We start from the raw sequence: 19,887 nt of genomic DNA, 5'->3' as shown, positions 1-19,887 counted from the left end.
CTCCAGCCTACTATGAAGCATTTACATAAGACATTCATCGGGTCGGCCCTGACGCTCGCGCTCGCCGGTTGCAACAACTTTCTGGACCTCTCGTCCTACGACGAGGTCAGCTCCGGCACGGCGTTCTCGACCACCACGCTGGCCGAATCGGTCGTCGTCGGCGCCTACAGCAACCTCCTCTACGACTACATCGACGGCACCCGCTCGCGCCTCAACTGGGACGCCTTCTCTTCGGTCATGGACCCGTCGATGGGCATGGTCTACCTCAACTACTCCTACCTCACGGGGACCATTCAACCCAACGACGCCTCGTTTCTGACCTACTGGAAACGTTTCTACGAGGGCATCAACCGCGCCAACGACGTGATCAACAACATCGCTTCGTGCCCCACGATGAGCGACGCCCTCAAACGCCAGCGCATCGCCGAGTGCAAATTCCTGCGCGCCTTCCACTACTACCGCCTCAACTGCCTCTGGCGGGGCGTTCCGGTCTATCTGGAGAACCTCGCTCCCGGGGAGTACACCCGCGCCCGCTCGTCGGAGGAGCAGGTGTGGGGCGTCATCATCGACGATCTGAACGACTGCATCGCCTGCGAGGAGCTGCCCGGCAAGTACAAATCGAGCGACAGCGGCTACGGTCGCGTGACCAAGGGAGCGGCCTACACGCTGCGCGGGAAGGTCTACCTGTGGCAGAAGAAGTGGGAGGAGGCTGAGAAGGACTTCCTCGAGGTCGGAAAACTGGGCTACGAACTCTATCAGGGCGACTATGCCGACCTGTTCAAGCTGGCCAACGAGAAGTGCGACGAGATGATTTTCAGTGCCCAGATGGAGGATGTCGACGGTTTCGGCAACGTCTTCAGCTACACCTACGGCAACATGGTCACCAAGGGCAACGGCAACTCGTCGTTCTTCATGAACGCCCGCTTCGTCGACTCCTACGAGTGGGCCGACGGCAGGCCCTTCGACTGGGACGACGTGATCGACGGCTACGACGCCATGCAGCCCAAGGCCCGCAGCGTCTATTTCCTGCGCGACAACATGACCTCCACCGAGAGCTCGACGATGCAGACCTACGGAGCCGACCTCTCGAAATACCTCGAGACGGGTAACGAAGCGCGCATCCGGGCAGCCTACACCGACCGCGACCCGCGTCTGGAGGCGACGGTCATCACCCCCTATTCGACCTACAAGGGAGGCGCCTCGGGCGCGGAGCTGACCTACACGCTGCGGTGGCCCTTCCGCTCCAGCGCGGCCCCGTCGCTCGACCTCGAAACCCGTTCGAACAGCTACATGCTCTACTCGATCCGCAAATTCGTGACCTCGGGCAACGAATTTGCACACATCCAGTACAATCCGGTCGATGTGCCGATCTTCCGCTATGCCGACGTGCTGCTCTGCCTCGCAGAGGCTGTCAACGAGCAGGGACGCTACGGCGAGGCCGCGGGCTATGTGAACCAAGTCCGCAAACGCGCGGGCGTCGCGGAGCTCAACACCCCGGGCAACACCCATGTCGCCGTGACCAGTGCCGACGAACTGCGCCCGCGCATCCGCAACGAGAAGAAATGGGAGCTGGCCTGCGAGGAGCAGCTCTACTGCGACGAACTCCGCTGGGGCACATGGCAGACGGACAAATTCGCCGACGGAAACGGTCTGCTGGAGTGCTGGGGAGCCCCCGTATACGAATACAAATGGGGCGGTTCGGCCTACCTCAAATGGCCCGTACCCTCGTCCGAACGGGAAAAGAATCCCAACCTCGTCCAAAACGACAACTGGCATTAATAAAACACATAAACCGAATATCCGATGAAACGAAAAATCCTGATGACACTCGGTCTGCTTGCCGGCATTGCGGTCGGCGCCCGGGCTCAGCAAACCGCAGTTACGGCCCGGGAGGGGACACTCGAACTCCCCACCTATGTGCTCAACGCCGCCGAAACGGCGCCCATCTTCGAACGCGACTGGTCCTACCAGCGGGCACGCCGCTCGGTCTACCCCTATCCGCTCGACGACAACATGACGCGCGACAAAAAGACGGTGAGCTACAAGGCCCTCTATCTCGAGAACGAATACGTCGAACTGTGCGTACTGCCGGAGATCGGCGGACGGCTGTTCTACGCCATCGACAAGACCAACGGCTACGACATCTTCTACCACCAGCATGTGGTCAAGCCGGCGAACGTCGGCATGACGGGCGCTTGGATCTCGGGCGGCGTCGAGTGGAACGTTTTCCACCACCACCGCGCCACGTCGAACATCCCGTGCGACTACCGCATCGTCGAGAACGAGGACGGCAGCAAGACCATCTGGGTCGGCGAAACCGAACTCCGTCACCGCATGTCGTGGGCTATCGGCATCACGCTCCATCCGGGCAAATCCTACATGGAGATCACCGGACGGCTGGTCAACTCGACCGAGAACGACAACTCGATGCTCTACTGGTCGAACGTCTCGACGCTCGTGGACGAGAACTACCAGATCATCTTCCCCCAAAGCACCGAGTTCGTGACCTTCCACTGCAAGAACTGGTTCGCGCACTGGCCCGTTACTCACGAGCCGTTCAACGGCATCGACGAATACGCCAACGGTATCGATGCCTCGTGGTGGAAGAACCACTTCATGTCCAACTCGATGTTCGTGCACGATCTCAAGGAGGACTTCATCGCCGGGTACGACCACGGCCGCAAGGCCGGCACGATGCTGGCGGGCAACCACCACATCGTCAAGGGCGGCAAATTCTGGCTCTGGGGCCCCAACTCGGAGTGGGACACCCGCATCCTGACTGACAACGACGGCCACTACTGCGAGCTGATGGTGGGCGCCTATTCGGACAACCAGCCCGACTACAACTGGAGCGCCCCCTACGAGGTGAAGGAGTTCACCCACTACTGGTACGGACTGCGCGACATCGGCGGCGTGAAGACCGGCAACCGGCAGGCGGCCCTCAACCTCGATCTCGTGGCCCCGGGCAAGGCATTGATAGGCGTCAACGCCACGGAGAAACTGCCGAAGATGACCGTCACGCTCACGGCGGGCGGCCGGACACTCTTCACGCGGCAGACGGATCTCGCACCCGACGCACCGTTCGTGGAGACCGTCGCCATCGACAAGAACATCAAGCCCACCGACCTGCGGATCACGCTCACCGACGCCGCAGGCAAGGAGCTGCTGGCCTACTCGCCCGTGGAGCACGACCCGAACAAGCCGCTGCCGGAGATCGTGGACCGTCCGCTACTCCCCGAACAGATCGAAAACACCGAGGAATGCTACCTTGTCGGCATGCGCAACCTGCAGTTCCACAACCCGTTCATCGACCCCACGGACTATTTCGAGGAGGTCCTGCGCCGCGATCCGGGCGACACACGGGCCAACACGCAGATGGGCGTCTGGTGGCGTCAGCGCGGCGACAACGAAAAGGCCGCCCGCTACCTGCGCACGGCGATCAAGCGCCAGACCAAAGACTACACCCGTCCGAAGGACTGCGAAGCGATGTATAACTTAGGCCTGATCCTCAAGCAGGAGGGCAAGGTCGAGGCGGCGATGGACACGCTCTACCGCGCCGTCTGGAACTACAACTACAACTCGGCAGGCAATTTCCAACTGGCACAGCTCTATGTGGCGCAGGGTGACATCCCGATGGCGCTCGAGCGGCTGGACGAAGCCATCACCTACAACGCCAACAACTTCAGCGCCCTGAACCTGAAAGCCACCCTTCTGCGCTCGCAGGGCGACAAGGCAGGCGCCTCGGCCTGCGTGAAACGCGTATTGGAAGCCGACCCCGTGAACGCCTACGCCACCTGCGAACAGCAGTTGCTGGGCGAAGACGACTATTTCGAAACGCTGATGCGCGACGAGCCCGAATCGTACCTCGAACTGGCCCTCGCCTACCTCCACAACGGATTCCCGGAAACGGCCGTGAAACTGCTCAGACAGATCGACGCCCGGAAAGCCTACCCCACCGTCAAGATGTGGCTGGGTTACCTGACCGGCAAGGCCGGCGACAAAGCCGCGGAGAAGGAGTACTTCACGGCGGCGCTGGCGATCCCGACCGACCGCTGCAACCCGTTCCGGCTGGAGACGGTCGCCGTACTGGAGCGGGCCAAAGAGCTTTGCCCCCAGAGCTACAAGCCCTACTACTATACGGGCAACCTCTACTACAACAAGCAGCCCGACCGCGCGATGGCCGAATGGGAGCAGTGCATCGCCAAAGAGCCCTCGTTCGCCATGGCATGGCGCAACCTCGGATGGGCGCACTGGCTGCACACGAAGAACTACGACCAAGCGGTGAAATACTACCGCAAGGCCATCGAGCTGGCTCCCGAAGAGGCGCTCTTCCTCGAGGAGATCGATCAGGTCTACGAAGCCAAGGGCGAGGACGTGCAGGTGCGCTACGACCTGTTGAAGAGCCACCACGACGTCTGCACGAAGCGTTACTCCCCGCTGGCCGGAGAGGTCTCCGCAGGTATCTTCGTCGGGGATTACGACTATGTGCTCAAGCTGCTGAAAGAGTGCTACTTCCCGACGCGCGAAGGCGTCGCCAACTTCCACGACGTCTATGTCGACGCCCTGTTGCTGGCCGGGGAGGAGAAATTCGCCGCAGGACAGCGGAAAGAGGCCCTCGAGCTCTTCGAAAGCGCCTTCGACTACCCGGAAAACCATCAGGTGTTCCTCGTAGACCAGCGCACGCCCCGCGACGCCCAGATCTACTGGTTCATCGGCAGCGCTTACGAGCGGACGGGCAACCGGTCCAAAGCCATGCTGAACTACAAGAAGGCCGCGGCGGTGAACGTCAAGAAGACCGACTACCGCTACTGGCAGGGCCTCGCGCTCGAAAAACTGGGCAAAAAGGCCGAGGCCAAAGCCCTCTTCGAAGCGCTCACCGAAGCCGGGAAAGCCGGTATCGTCGAAAGCTATGTGAATTTCTACGGCGCCGAGGGCACCACGGGCAAGACCGTGGCAACGATCAACACCAAGGCCTACTACACGCTGGGGCTCGGCGAGCTGGGACTCGGCAACCGGGACGCAGCCCGGAAATGCTTCGCGAAATCCGTGGAGCTGAAGCCCGACAACCTCTGGTCGTCGGTGATGCTCCGGGAGTTGAAACAATAAACGGACTGCAAAAATGAATCTTCAACGAACACTGATGCTCGGAGGCTTCGCGGCCGCTGCCCTGACCGGGCAGCAGGCCGCGGCCCAGAAGCGGCCCAACATGGTCGTCATCCTCGCCGACGATTGCAGTTGGTACGACATCGGCTGCTACGGTGCGGTCAACAACCGCACGCCGCACATCGACTCGCTGGCCCGTGCAGGCATGCGCTTCACGAACGCATGGAATTCCGTATCGACGAGCGTGCCCACACGCCACTGCCTCTATACGGGCATGTATCCGATCCGCAACGGCGGGCACTACAACCTCAGCGCGATCCGCGAAGGGGTCGAGACCATGCCCGTACGTCTTGCGCGGCTCGGCTACCGGGTGGGGCTGGCGGGGAAATGGCATATCCATCCGAAAGAGGCCTTCCCGTTCGAACGGGTCCCCGGATTCGCGGTCAACTGCCTGACGAAAGACCCTTCGCACACGATGAAGGGGGTCGAGGAGTTCATTTCGCGCGACCGTGAAGAACCCTTCTGTCTGGTAGTGGCCTCGGTCAACCCGCACGTTCCGTGGACGGGCGGCGATCCTTCGAAATTCGACCTCGGGAAACTGGTTCTGCCGCCCCATTTCGTCGATACGCCGCAGACGCGCAAAAGCTATGCGGCCTATCTGTCCGAAATCGACCTGCTCGACCGGGAGGTGGGCGACGTCGTGCGGGTACTGCGGGAGCGGGAACTGCTCGACGACACGCTGGTGATCTTCCTCTCGGAACAGGGGACGCAGCTCACGGGCGCCAAGTGGACCAACTGGAACGCCGGGGTGCACGCGGCGATGATCGCCCGCTGGGACGGCCATATCCGCCCGGGCCGCACGACCGACGCCATCGTGCAGTACGAAGACATCCTGCCGACGCTCGTGGCGCTGGCAGGCGGTAATCCCGGCCGCGAGATGGACGGCCGCAGCATCGCGCCGCTCCTCGAAGGGCGCAGCGACCGTCACCGCAAATACGCCTTCCACCTCCACGACAACTACCCGTCGGGACCTCCCTATCCCATCCGCGCAGCGGGCGACGGCCGCTACCGGCTGGTCTGGAACCTGACCCCCGATCAGAGGATGATCGCCAAAAACATGGAAAACGAGCTGTGGCTCAAATCGTGGAAAGCGACCGACACGGAACATGCGAAATTCATCGTCGGGCGGTGGTACCATCGTCCGGAGTTCGAGTTGTACGACACGGAGGCCGACCCATGGGAGCTGACCAACTTAGCCGGTAAAAAGGAGTATGCCCGCATACAGGCCCGGCTGTTCCGGGCGCTGAAGAAATGGATGCACGAGCAGGGCGATCCGGGCATCGGAGCCGATACGGAACAAAACAAACCGGCGAACCGCCCCGCACAAAAAACCGTCCGGCCATGAAACAAATCATCCTTGCGGCTGTTTGCGGTGCAATGGCGGTCCTGACCGCCTGCACCGCAGGCACGCCCTCCGTGGAGAGCATTCCGTTCGGACAGCTCTCGTCCGGCGAAGAGGTCACCCTCTACCGGCTCCAAAGCGGCAACGGCGCCTCGATGGATGTCATCGACTACGGCTGCCGCGTGGTGCGGATCTGCGTTCCCGACCGCAACGGCATGATCGCCGACATCGTGCCGGGATACGACAACATCCGCGACTTCGAGACCGGAAGCGAACGCTTCTTCGGCGCCCTGATCGGCCGCTACGGCAACCGCATCGCCAACGCCTCGTTCCCGCTCGACGGCGACACCGTGCGGCTCACCGCCAACGAGCGTCTGGCCGGATGCCCCGGCCACCTGCACGGCGGCGACAAGGGTTTCGACCGGGTGATGTGGCAGGCCGAGCCGCTCGTGGAGGCGGACCGCGCGGGCGTACGCTTCACGCGTCTCAGCCCCGACGGCGAGGAGGGCTATCCGGGCAACCTCGCCTGCACGGTCACCTACTGGTTCACGAAGGACAACGTCTGGCGGGCCGAGTACACGGCCACGACCGACCGTCCGACCGTCGTCAACCTCTCGAACCACACCTACTTCAACCTCAAGGGCGTGGACGACGGCGGTTATGTGATGGATCACATAATGCAGGTCGAGGCGGACCGCTACCTGCCCAACGACGCGCGCTTCGTGCCGCTGGGACCGTCGGAGCCTGTGGAGGGCACCCCCTTCGACCTCCGGGAGCCTCACCGCGTTGATTACGCCATCGACACCCCCAACGAGCACCTGCGCACGATGCGCGGATTCTCGGTCTGCTGGATGCTCCGCAGCCAGACGGGCGAACTGGCCCGGGCCGCCGACCTGTGGGAGCCGCGCAGCGGCCGCGGAATCGAACTCCGGACCACGGAACCCGGACTGCTGACCTACACCGGACGGCTCTTCTCCCCGAAGGTCGTGGGCAAGGGCGGCCGGGCGGTGGAGAAATTCGGCGGCATGCTGCTCGAAACGCTCCACTATCCCGACTCGCCGAACCACCCCGAATACCCGTCGGCCGTGCTCCGTCCCGGCGAAACCTATCATTCAACCACCGAGTTCCGGTTCTACGCCAAATAGCCCCGGAACCCCAATGAACCGAACATCATGAAACAAACCATCACGAAACTCGCCCTGACGGTGCTCAGTCTCGGCGTACTGGCCTGCAGCGACTCGGACGACGCCCCCGGACCGAACCGGGGAGGAGCCTCCGAACCGCAGGAACTGACCCTGACACCCATCGGACAACTGAACCGGGGCGCAGACGAGATCAACTCCCACGCCGACGTAACCGCACAATCGTCGGTCAAAATGAACTACCGCAGCTACATCAACCTCGGACAGAACGTCACGGGCAACGACAACCCGAACTACGCACGCATCAAAAAGCTGTCCGACGGTTCCTACATCCTGTTCAACCATTACGGCGGTCAGGGGAACGCGAACGGCTTCGACATCTATTATGCCACGAGTCCCGATCTGGAAAACTGGACCGGCCGGGGGCTGTTTCTCGAGCGCTATGTCATCACCAATTCACGCGGCAATCCCGACAAGCGGGTCTTCACCAACCCCAACGCCATCGTGCTGTCGAACGGCGACCTCGTGGCCTTCGCCTCCTACCGGGCCAACATGAGCGTCAAGTACGAGGAGTGCCAATACGACCACGGCATCGTCATGCTCCGCAGCACGGACAACGGCAGGACGTGGAGCGCCCCGCAGGAGATCTACCACGGTCTGAACTGGGAGCCGCACATGATCCAGCTCCCCTCGGGCGAACTGCAATGTTATTTTTCGGAAAGCCGGCAGTGGATTTCCGGCGGACACTCCGGCACAGCCATGGTCGTATCGACGGACAACGGCGTGACTTGGTCCCCGGGGCTCAACCAAACCCCTTACCGGGTCATCCGCCAGCACTGGTACAACAGCGACAAGGGCGCCACCTACTACACCGACCAGATGCCGGTCGTCGTGCGCCTCAACAACAGCGACAAGCTCGCTGCGGCAGTGGAATCGTCCGTGAGCTGCGTCAACGGGAACACCTCCTACGCCATCTCGTTCGCCTATTCCGACAACGAGGGGCAGTGGCCCCGCCTCGAAGGGGACGAAACGGGCCCTGCCGACCGCCAGAGCAACCTTTTCGACGGTGCGGCACCTTTCCTCGTGCAATTCCCGTCGGGCGAAACACTTGTTTCATACGGACTTTCGAGCCACATGAACATGCGTCTCGGCGACGCCGAAGCCCGCACGTTCGGCGAACCGTTCGTCGCCCTGCCGGGCAGGGGTTCGTGGGGCTGCATGGAGCTGAACGGCGGCCACGAGGTGATCGCGGCGATGCGCAACAGCGAAAAGTCCGGCGACATCACGATCGCACTGGCCCGCTTCGAGCTCAACCACCGCATTACGGCAACCCGCCGGAGCGTCAGCGTCGACGGCAGCAATGCGGAGTGGGCGGCGACCGACGACGCGCTGTTCGTCGGCGAGAAGTCGCAGGCACAGGCCACGCTCCGCTGCTCGTGCGACGACAAAAACGTCTATTTCCTCGTAGAGGTGCTCGACGAAGCCATCTCGCGCGACGACTATGTGAACATCCTGCTCTCGCCCGCCAACGAGGGCGACAGGCTCACCTCTGCCGCCCGCCGCATCAAGGTGTCGCACAGCGGCCTGAAAAGTACGGACGTCTACGCCGGAGGCTGGCGCGAAACCGACATGGGCGTCACGGTGCAGGCCGCCTACGACGGCACGATCTCGGACAGCAGCGACACGGACAACGGCTATCTGGTCGAGGTCGCCGTGCCGCGTTCGCAGTTGGACCTCGCATCGGGGGAGATTCTCGTCAACCTCGTGCTGTTCGACAGCCAAGGCGGCGAGGACGCCATCTGCCCCACATCGTCGCGCAGCATCGCAGGCTGGGTACCCATCGCAGGGCTGTAAAAACAGTCGCAATAAAGGTGGCGCGGAACGGCTGTCGTTCCGCGCCACCGCCTTTTCGAAACGCCGCCGAACTATTTTTTACGATTTTCCTTCGTTATGTCTGATGGAATTTCTACCTTTGCCCCGCAACTCGTTTCAAAAGAGATGAAAGTATTTACAAGCGTCAAGGAGCTTCGCTCCGAGTTGGACCGGACGGAGCAGTCGGGCATCGGCTTCGTCCCCACGATGGGCGCCCTGCATGCGGGGCACCGTTCGCTCGTCGAGCGTGCGCGGAAAGAGAACGCCACGGTCGTCGTGAGCGTTTTCGTCAATCCCACGCAGTTCAACGACAAGAACGACCTCTGCCACTACCCCCGCACCCCCGAGGCAGACCGGAAACTGCTGGAGGAGGCCGGAGCGGATTTGGTGCTGATGCCGTCGGTCGAAGAGATCTATCCCGAAGAGGATACCCGGATTTTCGATTTCGGGCAGATCGACAAGGTGATGGAGGGCGCGACGCGTCCCGGCCATTTCAACGGCGTGGCGCAGGTCGTAAGCCGCCTGTTCGACATCGTGCGCCCGGCGCGCGCCTACTTCGGGGAGAAGGATTTCCAACAGATCGCCGTCATCAAGGCGATGGTGGCCCAGTTGAAACTGCCGGTCGAGATCGTGGAGTGCCCGATCGTCCGCGGCGAAGACGGGCTGGCGCTCTCCTCGCGCAACCAGTTGCTCGACGCACCCCACCGTGCCGCCGCGCCGCACATTTACGCCGTGCTGCGCCGGGCCGTGGAGAAGTCCCACGAGCTGACGCCCGCGGAGCTGAAGGCATGGGTCAAGGCTGAAATAGAGAGCGATCCGCTGCTCAATGTGATTTACTACCAGTCGGTCGATGCGCTGACGATGCAGGAGGTTCCGGCATGGGAGGCCTCGGAGCGCATTCAGGGCTGTATCGCCGTACAGGCGGGAGACATTCGTTTAATCGACAACATCCGAATCCGATAAAATGAAATTCCAGATTGAAGTCATCAAATCGAAGATTCACCGCGTAACGGTCACACAGGCCGACCTGAACTACGTGGGGAGCATCACCATCGACGAGGCGCTCATGGAAGCCGCCAACATGATCGAAGGCGAGAAGGTCCAGATCATGGACATCGACAACGGAGAGCGTTTCGAAACCTACATCATCAAGGGCGAGCGCGGCAGCGGCTCGATCTGCCTCAACGGGGCTGCGGCGCGCAAGGTGCAGGTGGGCGACGTCATCATCATCGCCTCCTACGCGCTGATGGATTTCGAGGACGCCAAGCAGTTCCGTCCGTGGGTCATCTTCCCCGACACGGCGACCAACCGGCTCGTCGAGTAACATCCGCAGGCCGGCCCGACAAAGTACAAAATCTCCCCGAAAAAGGGAGATTTTTTCATATTTAAGTTATATTTGCGATTATTAAGCAGCTTTCGATGGACATTACGCTCTCCCTGTTCGCTTTCGTGCTCTCGATACTGGGCATCATCGGCTGCATCGTGCCCGCCCTGCCGGGCGTGGTGCTGAGCTATGCGGGCCTGCTGTGCGCCTATTTCACCTCCTACTCCCAGATGAGCGCCTCGGCGCTGTGGCTCTGGCTCGGGGTGACCGTCGCCGTAAGCATCGCCGACTATTTCCTGCCGGCATGGATGACCCGGCGGTTCGGCGGTTCGCGCGCGGGAGCCATCGGCGCCACGGTGGGCGTCTTCGCGGGATTCTTCCTTTTCCCGCCGGTGGGCATCCTCCTCGGCCCCTTTCTGGGCGCCGTGCTGGGCGAACTGCTCAACGACCGCGGCGACGTGCCGAAGGCATTTCTCATAGGATTCGGGTCGTTCCTCTCGTTCATCGTCGGCACGGGGATCAAGATCGCCGCTTCGGTGGGCATGCTGATCCACGTCGCGGCCGACACATGGCCCGCTCTGAAGGGCTGGTTCGCAGCGACTTTCTAAGAATACGAAAAGGCCCCGGTTCGAGAACCGGGGCCTTTTTCACTATCCGTAACGCATCAATAGCGGTAGTGGTCGGCTTTGTAGGGCCCCTCCTCGGGAACCCCGATATAGTCGGCCTGCTTGGGGGTCAGATGCGTCAGTTCGACACCCAGATTGTCCAGATGCAGGCGCGCGACCTCCTCGTCGAGATGCTTCGGAATGCGGTAAACACCGATTTCGAGATTCTCCTGCCACAGCTCCATCTGCGCGAGGCACTGGTTGGTGAAGGAGTTGGACATCACGAACGAGGGGTGTCCCGTGGCGCATCCGAGATTCACCAGACGGCCTTCGGCCAGAATGAAGATCGAATGTCCGTCGGGAAAGGTGAACTTGTCGACCTGCGGTTTGATGTTCATCCGCACGGCCGCCGATTTCTCGAGGCGCGCCATCTGTATCTCGTTGTCGAAGTGCCCGATGTTGCAGACAATGGCCTGATCGCGCATCTTCTCCATGTGCTCCAGCGTGATGATGTCGCAGTTGCCGGTGCAGGTGACGTAGATGTTGCCCTCGGCGAGCGCACTCTCCACGGTCTTCACCTCGAAGCCCTCCATCGCGGCCTGCAAGGCGCAGATGGGGTCGATCTCCGTAACGATCACCCGGGCGCCGTAGGAGCGCATCGAACGGGCGCAGCCCTTGCCCACGTCGCCGTAACCGCACACGACCACCACCTTGCCGGCGATCATCACGTCCGTGGCGCGCTTGATGCCGTCGGCCAGCGATTCGCGGCAGCCGTAGAGGTTGTCGAACTTCGACTTGGTGCACGAATCGTTGACGTTGATGGCCGGAACGAGCAGTTCGCCCGCTTCCATCATCTGGTAGAGGCGGTGTACGCCCGTGGTGGTCTCCTCGCTCACGCCCTTCCACTCGGCTACCGTGCGGTGCCACTTTTCGGGGTCCTCGGCGAGAATCCGTTTCAGCGTGTCGAGGATCACCTCCTCCTCGTAGGACGAGGGTTCGTAATCGAGCGTCGAGGCGTCGTTCTCGGCCTTATAGCCCTTGTGGATCAGCAGTGTGGCGTCGCCGCCGTCGTCCACGATCAGTTGCGGACCCTTGCCGCCGGGGAACGAAAGCGCCATAGCTGTACACCACCAGTATTCGGGCAGTGTCTCGCCCTTCCACGCAAAGACCGGAACGCCCGTGGCGGCGATGGCCGCTGCCGCGTGGTCCTGCGTCGAGAAGATGTTGCACGAGCACCAGCGCACGTCGGCGCCCAGCTCCACGAGGGTTTCAATCAGCACGGCCGTCTGGATGGTCATGTGCAGCGAACCCATCACCCGCACGCCTTTCAGCGGTTTCCGGGGGCCGTATTTGCGGCGCACGGCCATCAGGCCCGGCATTTCATGCTCGGAAATCTCGATCTCCTTGCGGCCCCACTCGGCCAGCGACATATCGGCGACCTTGTAGGGAAGTGTCAAATCCAAATACATATTCCTATCTGTTTTTTAAAATATATTCCTTGTCCCGTTCGATCTGCGCCCGAAGCTCCTCGATCGAAGCGAATTTGCGCTCGTCGCGGATTTTTTCGAGCAGTTCGACGCGCAGCAGTCGGCCGTACAGTACGCCTTCGAAATCGAAAATATGGGTCTCCAGACGCCGTTCGGTACCTCCGACCGAAGGGTTGCTCCCCAGATTCGACATGGCGTCGTAAGTCCGTCCCCCGACCTCGGCCCGCGAACGGTAGACCCCGTCGGCGGCCGTGACCGTCTCCGGAACGGCCAGATTGGCCGTCGGAAAACCCAGCTCACGTCCCAACCGGCGTCCGTGCTCCACTACGCCTTCGATCAGAATCCGTTCCATCAGATTTTTTCAGTCAGTTTACGCACCAGCCGGAACTGCGAGAAGAACTCCTTGGCAAAGACGCGCAGCACCGTGTAGGACGGAATGGCCAGCAGCATGCCCAGAATCCCGGCCAGCGACCCGGCGATCAGTATCACGATGAAAATCTCAAGCGGATGGGCCTTCACGCGCGCCGAATAGAGCGTCGGCTGGAGGATGAAATCGTCCATGCCCTTCAGAATCAGCAGCGACCCGATAATGATGAAAGCCGTATGTCCCACGCTCATTCCCTCGATCGGCGAGACGATGCCCACGAATACCGAGACGATGCCGCCGATCAGCGGCCCGGCATAGGGCACGACGTTCATCACGCCCATGATGAGACCGATGAACGCGGCGTCGGCGGCCTTCATCCCGAAGGCCATCATCACCAGCGACACGGCGATCGTCAGCAGCAGGCTCTCCGAGAGAATGCCCGTGAAATAGCGCGCCAGCAGCACCGTCACCGAATCCAGCGCCCGGGTGATATTGTCGTGGTAGTGTTCCGGGAAGACCGCCGTGACCATCGCATAGAACAGCCCCTCTTCCTTGAGGAAGAAGAACGTGATGAACGAGATGGAGAAGATGGCGATCACCGACGAAAGCACGAGGTTGATGACCGACGAGAAGATCGTATTGAGCGAATTGATGTCGATAATTTGTTTGAGCGCCAGCGTCAGCTCGTCCGAGAGCGAGAAGGTGCTTTCGGGCAGGGAAAAGAGCGTTTGCAGGTCGTGCTGCATCCGGGCGATGGGTTCGCCGATGCTCCCCACGACCGCGGCGAAATCGACATGCGCGAATTGGTTTATCTTGTTGAAGACCAGCGGCACGAACAGCGAGCAGAGCGTGGCCGCCACGGCCCAGATCACCACGAGGGTCACCAGTGCGGCCAGCCAGCGCGGCACCCGCCACCCTTTGACATGCAGCCCCGCGAGACGCTTGACCAGCGGGCGACCCATGACGGCCAGCACGGCCGAAACGAGGATGTAGACGACGATCGACGAGAAATACCAGACCAGAAAGAGCACGACCGCAGCGATCGCCGCGCCCGCGATGAACCGCAGGAAAGTCTGGGGCGTCGCCTTCATCGTCCTATGCGTTTTCGAGGTTCTTGCGCAGCCGGGCGATCGGGGTCTGCGAACCCACCGTGGGATCGCCGATCTCCACCAGCAGTTCGCTGTCCTTGGGGACGAGCACGTCGACACGCGAGCCGAACTTGATGAATCCGCAGACGCTGTTCTGCTCGACCTGATGACCGACGGTCATGTACGAGATGATGCGCCGGGCGATCAGCCCCGCGATCTGGCGGAAGAGCACCTTCTGCCCCGAGGGCATCCGCACCACAGTCGTCGTGCGTTCGTTCTCGGTCGAGGATTTGGGGTGCCAAGCCACCAGAAAACGCCCCGGATGGTATTTGAAATACTCCACCTCGCCGCCCACGGGAACCCAGTTCATGTGGACGTTGGTGATGGACATGAAGATCGAAATCTGCAGCATCTCCTCCTTGAGATACTCGTTCTCGGAGACGACCTCCGTCACGACCACGCGGCCGTCGCAGGGAGCGAAGACCAGATCGGCGTCGTGGATGCGCACCCGGCGGGGTTCGCGGAAGAACGCCACGATGAAGAACCAGAACAGCAGCAGCACGACGGCGCTGAACCACAGCAGCGAGACATTCGCGTCATGGACCAGCATGTGATAGAACAGCCACCACAGGAGTACGCAGACAACTCCCGAAATGCCGATGATCTTATATCCTTCCTTATTGATTCTCATAAATGTTTGAAGTTTGCAGTTACATCACAAAAAGCATATAGACGAAGACGAAGGGCGCCGACAGCAGCATGGCGTCGAAGCGGTCCAGCACTCCGCCATGGCCGGGGATCAGCGACCCGGAATCCTTCACGTCCGCGGCGCGCTTGAACAGCGACTCCACCAGATCGCCCAGCACGCCCGAAACCGCCGCGACCAGCGCCAGTCCGGCCCATGCCGCATAGCCGCCGTCCAGCACCCGGGCTGCGACGAGCCCCATAGCGACGGCCCCGACGATGCCGCCGAAGAATCCCTCCCACGACTTTTTGGGCGAAAGGCGCTCGAACAGCCGGTGACGGCCGATGGACATACCCACCAGATAGGCGAAGACGTCGTTGCCCCAGATGATGAAGATGTAGAAGAGCATCACCCAAGGGTTCCAGCTATCGCCTCCAATCATCGGGATATAGCACATCACCGAGAGGGGCATCGCCACATAGACCACGCCCATAAGGGTCGTGCCGATGTTGGCGGCGGGATTCCCGTGCCGGCGGTAGAGTTCGCAGATGAACATCGCGGGCAGCAGCAGAAGCAGGAAAGCCAGTCCGCAGGCAAATGTCTGCCGGGCGCTTCCGAGTATCTCGATATCGTCCGAAATAAAGGCGAAGTTGAGTGCGAAAAGCACCAGTCCGGTGACCAGTCCCACGACCCGCTGGGGCTTGCTGCCCTGCTTTTCGGCCAGCGTGTAAAACTCCGACATGCCGACCGCGAGCAACGCCGCCAGCAGCAGGCCGAAACTCCACTGCGACCAGATAACGGCCCCGAGCACCACCGCGGCGAGGATAACCCCGCTCAGCGTGCGCACCCAGAGGTTTTTCATTTTTTCACTCATCGATTTTTAAGGGTGTAGTAGGGTTTCGACGGGAATTTATTTGGTTTCGGGTGAGGCGACGGCCGGGGCTACGGGAGCCGGTTCGGCCGTTTCGGACTTATCGGGTTTGGCCGAAGGATCGGCGACCGCGGCGGCCTGCTTCCCGCTCCCGGGTTCCTCCCCGGCGGGTTTGCCGCCCTCGGCCTTGGCTTTCGCCTCGGCCTCCCTGCGTTCGCGCTCGATGTCCTTCTTGCGCTTGCCGAAGATGCGCTCGACATCCTCCGTGAAGACCACCTCGCGGGAGAGCAGCAACTCGGCCAGCTCCTTCAGGCCGTCGGCATGCTCGCGCAGCACCTGCTCGGCCATCTTGTAGGCCTGCTCGATCACCCGCTTGGCCTCGGAGTCGATCTGCTGGGCCGTCTGCTCCGAATAGGGCTTGGTGAATGCCATGTCGCTCTGCCCCGTGGAGTCGTAGTAGGAGAGCGTTCCGACGTTCTCGCTCATGCCGTAGTAAGCCACCATGGCGTAAGCCTGCTTGGTGACGCGCTCCAGATCGTTCAGGGCGCCCGTCGAAACCTGCCCGAAGGTCAACTGCTCCGACACGCGGCCGCCGAGCGTGGCGGCCAGTTCGTCCATCATCTGTTCGCGCGTGGTGATCTGGCGCTCCTCGGGCAGATACCATGCGGCGCCCAGCGCCTTGCCGCGCGGGATGATCGTCACCTTGATGAGCGGGCTGGCGTTCTCCAGAATCCAGCTCACCGTGGCGTGCCCGGCCTCGTGGAAGGCGATCACGCGCTTCTCCTCGTCGGTGATGATCTTATTCTTGCGCTCCAAGCCGCCCACGATGCGGTCGATGGCGGCGAGGAAGTCCTCTTTCGAGATGAATTTCTTGTTGTGACGGGCGGCGATCAGCGCGGCCTCGTTGCAGACGTTGGCGATGTCGGCACCCGAGAAACCGGGGGTCTGGCGCGCAAGGAACGAACGGTCCAACTGCGGATCGAGCTTCAGCGGACGCAGGTGGACGTTGAAAATCTCCTCGCGCTCCTTCACGTCGGGCAGCCCCACCTCGATCTGGCGGTCGAAACGCCCGGCGCGCATCAGCGCCTTGTCGAGGATGTCGGCGCGGTTCGTGGCCGCAAGGACGATCACGCCCGTGTTGGTCTGGAAGCCGTCCATCTCCGTCAGCAACTGGTTCAGCGTATTTTCGCGCTCGTCGTTGCCCGAGAACCCGGCGTTCTTGCCGCGGGCGCGGCCGATGGCGTCGATCTCGTCGATGAAGACGATGCACGGGGCCTTCTGCTTGGCCTGCTCGAAGAGGTCTCTCACACGCGAGGCACCCACGCCGACGAACATCTCCACGAAATCCGAACCCGAAATCGAAAGGAACGGCACATTGGCTTCGCCCGCAACGGCCTTGGCCAGCAGGGTCTTGCCGGTTCCCGGAGGGCCTACCAGCAGTGCGCCCTTGGGGATTTTGGCGCCCAGTTCCTTGTATTTGTCGGCCTTCTTGAGGAAGTCGACGATCTCCATGATCTCGACCTTGGCCTCCTCCAGACCTGCCACATCCTTGAAAGTCACGCGCTTGGCGTTGTCCTTGTCGAATACCTGCGCCTTGGCCTTGCCCACGTTCATGATGCCCCCGCCGCCTCCGGCGCCGGCACCGCGCGACATGGAGCGCATGACGAAGAACCATGCCCCGATGATGACCACCCACGGAAGCAGGTTGAGCAGGATCGAGGTCCAGTCGTTGGCCTTGTTCTCATAGATCACCGGAACGACCTGTCCCGAGGTCTCCTCGGCGGCCTTCAGGTCCTCGCGGAACGAATCGACCGACCCGATGGTGAAGATCAGTTGCACGCCCGTTTCGGGCAGGCGGCGGAACCGCTTGTCCACCGAGTCGCTGCGGTATTTCTCGGCGGCATCCTTCTTCAGGAAGACCTGCGCCTGATCCCGGTTGACGACCTGAATCTTCTCCACGTCGCCCTTCTCGACCATCTGCTGGACGGTGGTCCAGTCGCTGGGCAGGGGCGTGTCGTTGACGTCGCCGAAGACGTACCAGCCGATGATGAACGCGCCGATCAGCCCGTAGATCCACAGCATCGAAGGCCGCGGCATGTTCATGTTCATTTTATTGTTGTTCTTTCGTTTCTGTGCCATAATTGCGTTCTACTCTTCGTATTCGTACTTCACCATCGGCGCGTCGGCCCACAGCTCCTCGAGCTTGTAGAAGCTGCGCAGTTCGGTCTGGAAGATGTGGACCACGACATCCACATAGTCCATGGCCACCCACACGCCGTTCTGCTGGCCTTCGATGCGCCAGACCTTTTCGCCCAACTTTTGGAACACCTGCTCCTCGACCTCGGCGGCAATGGCGCACACCTGCGTCGTGGAGTCTGCGTTGCAGACGATGAAATGCGAACAGATCGCCCCGTCGAATCCCGAGAGGTCCAACGATACAATATTCTTACCCTTTTTATCTTCAATCGCGCTGACGATCGTTTCGATCAGTTTATCCATAAATATGCAATAGGAGTCTATAACCTTGCAAAGGTACGAAAAGAGAATGAGATTTGAAAGCAACCGCCCAAAAATCACACGCCGTCGGGCATATTGTTCCGGAGGCGATTCATTATTTCGCCCTTTCTGTTGCCGATTTCGTTTTTATCACTACTTTTGAGAACACTCCAACTAACCCATTTTCATTTTATGCGAAAAATCTTCATGCTCTGTCTGGCCGGCGCACTCGCACTGGCGGCAGCGTCCTGCAAGTAGGACGAACAAGTAGTGACCGTACAAACGATCACCGTCAACGGCCAAATATACGAGGTCAAAAGCGCGATCTATGCGGAAGAGCCTGCCGACGCCGAAGACGAGGCGGCATTCGAACTCGGGCTTTTCCCGACGGAATTCACGACGCCTCCGGAGGAGGAACCCGATTTTTACATCGGCATCGACATGTCGGAATCGTTCTGGGGCAAGACCATCGACCTCTCCGAACCCCTCGACCGGAACACACTCCCGTGGCCCTATCTTTTCATCACAGCCAAAAACGGCGGCGAACGCATTACGATCGACTACGACGAAGACCCGATCTCCGAAAAGATCTCGCACGGCTCGCTCTCCGTCACCAAAAACGGCGACCGGTTCGCCGTCAAACTCTCCGTGACGCTTTCCGACGGACAATACATCTCCGCCGACTGGGAAGGAACGGCGACGAAAGTGGAGATACCCGGGTAAGGGATGTCCGATACGAAACATTGCGCCCGGCAGTTTTCCCGCCGGGCGAACTTTTTCACAGGCAATGTGCTGATTTTCCAATCTTTTTGTTGCCGATTTCGTTTTTATCGCTATATTTGGGAACACACTTACTCACTTAATTGCAAATGTTATGAAAAAAATCTTCATGTTCTGCATGGCCGGTGCACTTGCATTGGCTGCTACCTCCTGCGACGACAAGGACGACAAGGGGGGGGGTATTCCGGTAAGATAACCGTCAACGGTCAGACCGAAACCGTCAAAGGCGCATTCTATGCCGAAGATGCCGAGGCATTCGGCGAAGGGGCGCTTATGCTCTTCCTGACTAATGACACCGTGATAGACATCGAAGACGACCCCGATTTCGCCGTTGTTTTCACGATGCAGCATTCGCTCCTCGGCAAGACCTTCGACCTGACCAAACCCCTCGACAAAAATTCCGTTGTTCAGATTTCTGCTATCTCCAAAAATTCCGAAATCCATATCACATACGCCGACGGTAAAATAGACACGACCGACGGCTCCATCACCCAAGGCCCCACGGTCACGGGCGGAACGCTCATCGTCACCAAGGATGGTGATAAATTCACCGTCAAACTCTCCGTGACGCTCTCCGACGGCAGTTCGGTCGCCGCCGACTGGAAAGGAACGGCGACGAAAATGGAAATCCCCGAATAAGATAAAACAGCACGCCCGGCAGGAAG

At 60.9% G+C, this 19,887-nt stretch carries 17 protein-coding genes; 10 read left to right on the top strand and 7 right to left on the bottom strand.

Annotated elements, in window-relative coordinates; translation table 11 throughout:
* The first annotated feature begins 12 nt into the window (after positions 1-12).
* From BN5935_RS08755 to BN5935_RS08720, 8 genes are all read left to right on the top strand, one after another.
* On the top strand, positions 13-1,779 hold the full coding sequence (locus BN5935_RS08755) for a RagB/SusD family nutrient uptake outer membrane protein (protein WP_064975772.1): 1,767 nt from the start codon (positions 13-15) through the stop codon (positions 1,777-1,779).
* A gap of 24 nt (positions 1,780-1,803) precedes the next feature.
* The gene (locus BN5935_RS08750; RefSeq protein WP_064975771.1) at positions 1,804-5,106 is read left to right on the top strand and encodes a DUF5107 domain-containing protein; all 3,303 of its coding nucleotides are present in this window, start codon (positions 1,804-1,806) and stop codon (positions 5,104-5,106) included.
* A 13-nt stretch (positions 5,107-5,119) separates the two neighbouring features.
* Positions 5,120-6,508, top strand: a complete 1,389-nt coding sequence (locus BN5935_RS08745) for a sulfatase family protein (RefSeq protein ID WP_235821056.1) — start codon at positions 5,120-5,122, stop codon at positions 6,506-6,508.
* Entirely contained in the window at positions 6,505-7,650 is a 1,146-nt protein-coding gene (locus BN5935_RS08740; RefSeq protein ID WP_082944074.1) for an aldose epimerase family protein, read from the top strand. The genes BN5935_RS08745 and BN5935_RS08740 overlap by 4 nt, the downstream gene beginning before the upstream one ends.
* Before the next feature lie 27 nt (positions 7,651-7,677).
* Positions 7,678-9,501, top strand: a complete 1,824-nt coding sequence (locus BN5935_RS08735; RefSeq protein WP_064975768.1) for an exo-alpha-sialidase — start codon at positions 7,678-7,680, stop codon at positions 9,499-9,501.
* Between the two features lie 144 nt (positions 9,502-9,645).
* On the top strand, positions 9,646-10,482 hold the full coding sequence (panC, locus tag BN5935_RS08730; RefSeq protein ID WP_064975767.1) for a pantoate--beta-alanine ligase: 837 nt from the start codon (positions 9,646-9,648) through the stop codon (positions 10,480-10,482).
* A 1-nt stretch (position 10,483) separates the two neighbouring features.
* Positions 10,484-10,843, top strand: coding sequence for an aspartate 1-decarboxylase (panD, locus tag BN5935_RS08725; protein WP_064975766.1), 360 nt, complete (start codon positions 10,484-10,486; stop codon positions 10,841-10,843).
* Between the two features lie 95 nt (positions 10,844-10,938).
* Positions 10,939-11,451: a DUF456 domain-containing protein gene (locus BN5935_RS08720; protein WP_064975765.1), complete on the top strand. Its 513-nt coding sequence runs from the start codon at positions 10,939-10,941 to the stop codon at positions 11,449-11,451.
* 56 nt (positions 11,452-11,507) lie between these two features.
* Here the strand turns inward: BN5935_RS08720 and ahcY are convergent, their stop codons facing one another.
* Genes ahcY through rsfS form a run of 7 tightly spaced genes read right to left on the bottom strand, consistent with a single transcriptional unit; the run spans position 11,508 to position 18,445 of the window.
* Positions 11,508-12,917 (bottom strand): adenosylhomocysteinase, encoded by a 1,410-nt coding sequence (ahcY, locus tag BN5935_RS08715; protein WP_064975764.1) that lies wholly within the window; start codon positions 12,915-12,917, stop codon positions 11,508-11,510.
* A 4-nt stretch (positions 12,918-12,921) separates the two neighbouring features.
* The gene (locus BN5935_RS08710; protein ID WP_064975763.1) at positions 12,922-13,287 is read right to left on the bottom strand and encodes a riboflavin kinase; all 366 of its coding nucleotides are present in this window, start codon (positions 13,285-13,287) and stop codon (positions 12,922-12,924) included.
* A complete protein-coding gene (locus BN5935_RS08705; RefSeq protein ID WP_064975762.1) occupies positions 13,287-14,393 on the bottom strand; it encodes an AI-2E family transporter in 1,107 nt (368 codons plus the stop codon). Before BN5935_RS08705 ends, BN5935_RS08710 begins: the two co-directional genes overlap by 1 nt.
* A gap of 4 nt (positions 14,394-14,397) precedes the next feature.
* A complete protein-coding gene (locus BN5935_RS08700) occupies positions 14,398-15,081 on the bottom strand; it encodes a phosphatidylserine decarboxylase family protein (protein ID WP_064975761.1) in 684 nt (227 codons plus the stop codon).
* A 19-nt stretch (positions 15,082-15,100) separates the two neighbouring features.
* A complete protein-coding gene (locus BN5935_RS08695; protein ID WP_082944073.1) occupies positions 15,101-15,937 on the bottom strand; it encodes a phosphatidate cytidylyltransferase in 837 nt (278 codons plus the stop codon).
* A 48-nt stretch (positions 15,938-15,985) separates the two neighbouring features.
* Positions 15,986-18,085 carry an ATP-dependent zinc metalloprotease FtsH gene (ftsH, locus tag BN5935_RS08690; RefSeq protein WP_064975759.1) on the bottom strand — a complete coding sequence of 700 codons (2,100 nt, stop codon included), beginning with the start codon at positions 18,083-18,085 and terminating at the stop codon, positions 15,986-15,988.
* Positions 18,086-18,094: 9 nt separating this feature from the next.
* Positions 18,095-18,445 (bottom strand): ribosome silencing factor, encoded by a 351-nt coding sequence (gene rsfS / locus BN5935_RS08685; protein WP_064975758.1) that lies wholly within the window; start codon positions 18,443-18,445, stop codon positions 18,095-18,097.
* A 267-nt stretch (positions 18,446-18,712) separates the two neighbouring features.
* Between rsfS and BN5935_RS08680 the strand changes: the two genes are divergently transcribed.
* Both BN5935_RS08680 and BN5935_RS08675 read left to right on the top strand, forming a co-directional pair.
* The gene (locus BN5935_RS08680; RefSeq protein ID WP_235821055.1) at positions 18,713-19,165 is read left to right on the top strand and encodes a hypothetical protein; all 453 of its coding nucleotides are present in this window, start codon (positions 18,713-18,715) and stop codon (positions 19,163-19,165) included.
* A 330-nt stretch (positions 19,166-19,495) separates the two neighbouring features.
* Positions 19,496-19,861 (top strand): hypothetical protein, encoded by a 366-nt coding sequence (locus BN5935_RS08675; protein WP_235821054.1) that lies wholly within the window; start codon positions 19,496-19,498, stop codon positions 19,859-19,861.
* Positions 19,862-19,887 lie beyond the last annotated feature (26 nt).

Origin of the sequence: Alistipes provencensis (assembly GCF_900083545.1) — a bacterium.
In the GTDB taxonomy this organism is placed as follows: domain Bacteria; phylum Bacteroidota; class Bacteroidia; order Bacteroidales; family Rikenellaceae; genus Alistipes; species Alistipes provencensis.
The sequence above is the reverse complement of the archived record's forward strand: the minus strand, read 5'-3'. Positions and strand labels throughout refer to the sequence as shown.

Excerpts from the sequence above, each read along its gene's own strand:
- BN5935_RS08755 (WP_064975772.1), top strand. The coding sequence starts at position 13 with ATGAAGCATTTACATAAGACATTCATCGGGTCGGCCCTGACGCTCGCG.
- BN5935_RS08750 (WP_064975771.1), top strand. The coding sequence starts at position 1,804 with ATGAAACGAAAAATCCTGATGACACTCGGTCTGCTTGCCGGCATTGCG.
- BN5935_RS08745 (WP_235821056.1), top strand. The coding sequence starts at position 5,120 with ATGAATCTTCAACGAACACTGATGCTCGGAGGCTTCGCGGCCGCTGCC.
- BN5935_RS08740 (WP_082944074.1), top strand. The coding sequence starts at position 6,505 with ATGAAACAAATCATCCTTGCGGCTGTTTGCGGTGCAATGGCGGTCCTG.
- BN5935_RS08735 (WP_064975768.1), top strand. The coding sequence starts at position 7,678 with ATGAAACAAACCATCACGAAACTCGCCCTGACGGTGCTCAGTCTCGGC.
- panC (WP_064975767.1), top strand. The coding sequence starts at position 9,646 with ATGAAAGTATTTACAAGCGTCAAGGAGCTTCGCTCCGAGTTGGACCGG.
- panD (WP_064975766.1), top strand. The coding sequence starts at position 10,484 with ATGAAATTCCAGATTGAAGTCATCAAATCGAAGATTCACCGCGTAACG.
- BN5935_RS08720 (WP_064975765.1), top strand. The coding sequence starts at position 10,939 with ATGGACATTACGCTCTCCCTGTTCGCTTTCGTGCTCTCGATACTGGGC.
- ahcY (WP_064975764.1), bottom strand. The coding sequence starts at position 12,917 with ATGTATTTGGATTTGACACTTCCCTACAAGGTCGCCGATATGTCGCTG.
- BN5935_RS08710 (WP_064975763.1), bottom strand. The coding sequence starts at position 13,287 with ATGGAACGGATTCTGATCGAAGGCGTAGTGGAGCACGGACGCCGGTTG.
- BN5935_RS08705 (WP_064975762.1), bottom strand. The coding sequence starts at position 14,393 with ATGAAGGCGACGCCCCAGACTTTCCTGCGGTTCATCGCGGGCGCGGCG.
- BN5935_RS08700 (WP_064975761.1), bottom strand. The coding sequence starts at position 15,081 with ATGAGAATCAATAAGGAAGGATATAAGATCATCGGCATTTCGGGAGTT.
- BN5935_RS08695 (WP_082944073.1), bottom strand. The coding sequence starts at position 15,937 with ATGAAAAACCTCTGGGTGCGCACGCTGAGCGGGGTTATCCTCGCCGCG.
- ftsH (WP_064975759.1), bottom strand. The coding sequence starts at position 18,085 with ATGGCACAGAAACGAAAGAACAACAATAAAATGAACATGAACATGCCG.
- rsfS (WP_064975758.1), bottom strand. The coding sequence starts at position 18,445 with ATGGATAAACTGATCGAAACGATCGTCAGCGCGATTGAAGATAAAAAG.
- BN5935_RS08675 (WP_235821054.1), top strand. The coding sequence starts at position 19,496 with ATGCTCTTCCTGACTAATGACACCGTGATAGACATCGAAGACGACCCC.